General features: G+C 58.8%; 2 protein-coding genes. Both read left to right on the forward strand.

The window, feature by feature from the left end; all coding sequences use genetic code 11:
- The coding region (locus EN935_RS32180; RefSeq protein ID WP_127374029.1) for a cation:dicarboxylase symporter family transporter at nucleotides 1-924 on the forward strand (924 nt) is incomplete at its 5' end.
- Nucleotides 925-1,199: 275 nt separating this feature from the next.
- Nucleotides 1,200-2,229: LacI family DNA-binding transcriptional regulator (locus tag EN935_RS32185; RefSeq protein WP_127374030.1), on the forward strand; the 1,030-nt coding region annotated here is incomplete at its 3' end.

A 2,229-nucleotide genomic window follows, 5' to 3' on the forward strand; every position in this document is an offset into this window, starting at 1 on the left:
GCCTCGCTCGATGTCCAAGCCGTTAAGGGCTATGTGGCCACGGCTCACGAGCAGTCCGTGACCAGCTTCCTGATGAACATCATCCCGTCAACGATTGCCAGTGCCTTCGCGGAAGGCGACATCCTGCAAGTCCTGTTCTTCTCGGTCCTGTTCGGCATTGCTTTGGCGATGACCGGAGAGACGAGCAGGCCGGTCGTTACCTTTCTCCAGGCGCTTACCGCCCCCATTTTTAAGCTCGTCGGCATTCTGATGAAGGCTGCACCCATCGGCGCCTTCGGCGCAATGGCCTTTACGATCGGCAAATACGGAATCGGTTCGGTGGCCAACCTCGCGATACTGGTCGCGACGTTCTATCTTACCGCCTTCCTCTTCGTGTTCGGGGTTCTCGGCGCGGTCTGCCGCTACAACGGCTTCTCGATCTTTTCTCTCGTCCGCTACATCAAGGACGAGCTGCTGCTTGTCCTGGCAACGTCCTCCTCGGAGGCCGCGCTGCCCTCGCTAATGGAGAAGATGGAGAAGGCCGGCGCCGCCCGTTCGGTCGTAAGTCTCGTCATCCCTACTGGATACTCATTCAATCTGGACGGTACCAATATCTACATGACGATCGCCGCCCTCTTCATCGCCCAGGCGACGAACACAGATTTGTCAATTGCCGATCAGATCCTCCTGCTGCTAATTGCGATGCTTTCCTCGAAGGGTGCGGCAGGCGTCACCGGCGCCGGCTTCATCACATTGGCCGCTACTCTCTCTGTCGTGCCGAGTGTTCCCGTTGCCGGAATGGCTCTAATTCTTGGCGTGGACCGCTTCATGTCGGAATGCCGCGCGCTGACGAATTTAGTCGGTAATGCGGTGGCATCGCTCGTTGTCGCTCGCTGGGAAGGCGAATTGGACCAGTCACGGATGGAAACCGCTTTCCGCGGTTAGGGTTACATCAAACTGGCTCCCCGCAAGCAAGATCGCAACAGCGCGACGTGTAAGTAGCGGCCTTGACACAACAGTCGAATTGCCAGCCTCCAAAGAGCGCTGGAAATAGAGTACTAACGCAGTGAGTAATACAACACCATGAAGCCCCTAAGCAAACGAACGGTTCACGGAGACTCATCTGGGTGCGCATGGAGCGCTGTTCGTCGAATGCGCTATCCGCGGGGTGGGGGAACTATTTCAGCTTGCCGCCCCAAGCCGTCGCGGGAGCGCACCGGATGATGGAGGACCGGCCGATCAGAATCGCTAGGGGAAAGCGCGTCACAATAGCCGATCTCGCCCGCGAAGCCGGAGTCAGCGTAGCAACAGTCGATCGGGTTCTGAACGTCCGCCTTCCGGTGCGAGAGGAGACCGCCCAGCGGGTCCATGCGGCCGCGCACGCGATCGGCTATCATGCTGCCGGTCTCATCAAACAGCGCTTGCAGCAGCACCTGCCGCACTACAAGCTGGGCTTCATCTTGAGAAAACCTACCCACGATTTCTACCAAGATTTCGCTCGCAAGATCGAAGAGTCGGTCAGTATGGCTAAATCCTTCCACGGCCTTCCGATCATCGAGTTCGCGCAGTCACATTTGCCGCGTGACCTGCTCCCGCTTCTTAAGGACCTTGGGAGCCGCTGCCAGGCGATCGCCATGGTGGCGGCCGATCACCCGAAAATCACAGCATCAGTCGAGGAGCTCAAGGCGAAAGGTATCCCGGTATTTTCGCTGCTATCCGACTTCGCCGATGGCGTGCGCGAGGGCTACATCGGCCTCAACAACAGCAAGGTCGGACGGACTGCCGCTTGGGTGTTTTCCAAGGCCGCAAAACGGCCCGGCAAGGTGGCGGTGTTTGTCGGAAGCCATCGCTTCCAGGCGCATGCGACGCGGGAAACGGCCTTTCGTGCGTATTTTCGTGAGAACGCGCCAAAATTCGAGGTGCTTGATGCGCTCGTGAACCTTGATGAACGGCAGCTCACTTACGAAAAATTGCTGGATCTTATGCAGCGGGAACCAGAGCTCGTCGGCTTCTATATGGCCGGCGGGGGGATAGAGGGGGCAATTTCCGCGCTCCGAGAAGAGGGGAGCGGTCAGGATCTCGTCGCGATCGTGAGTGAAATGACGCCGCAGTCACGTGGGGCGCTTGCGGATGACATCTTGACGATGGCGGTCGGCACGCCAATGCGCCGACTTTGCCAGGAGCTGATAATGGCAATGGAGCGGGCCATCAAAGCCGGCGTCGCGGAGAGCCCGGGGCAGACATTTCTGC

Origin of the sequence: Mesorhizobium sp. M7D.F.Ca.US.004.03.1.1, assembly GCF_003998635.1 — a bacterium.
Lineage (GTDB): Bacteria > Pseudomonadota > Alphaproteobacteria > Rhizobiales > Rhizobiaceae > Mesorhizobium > Mesorhizobium loti.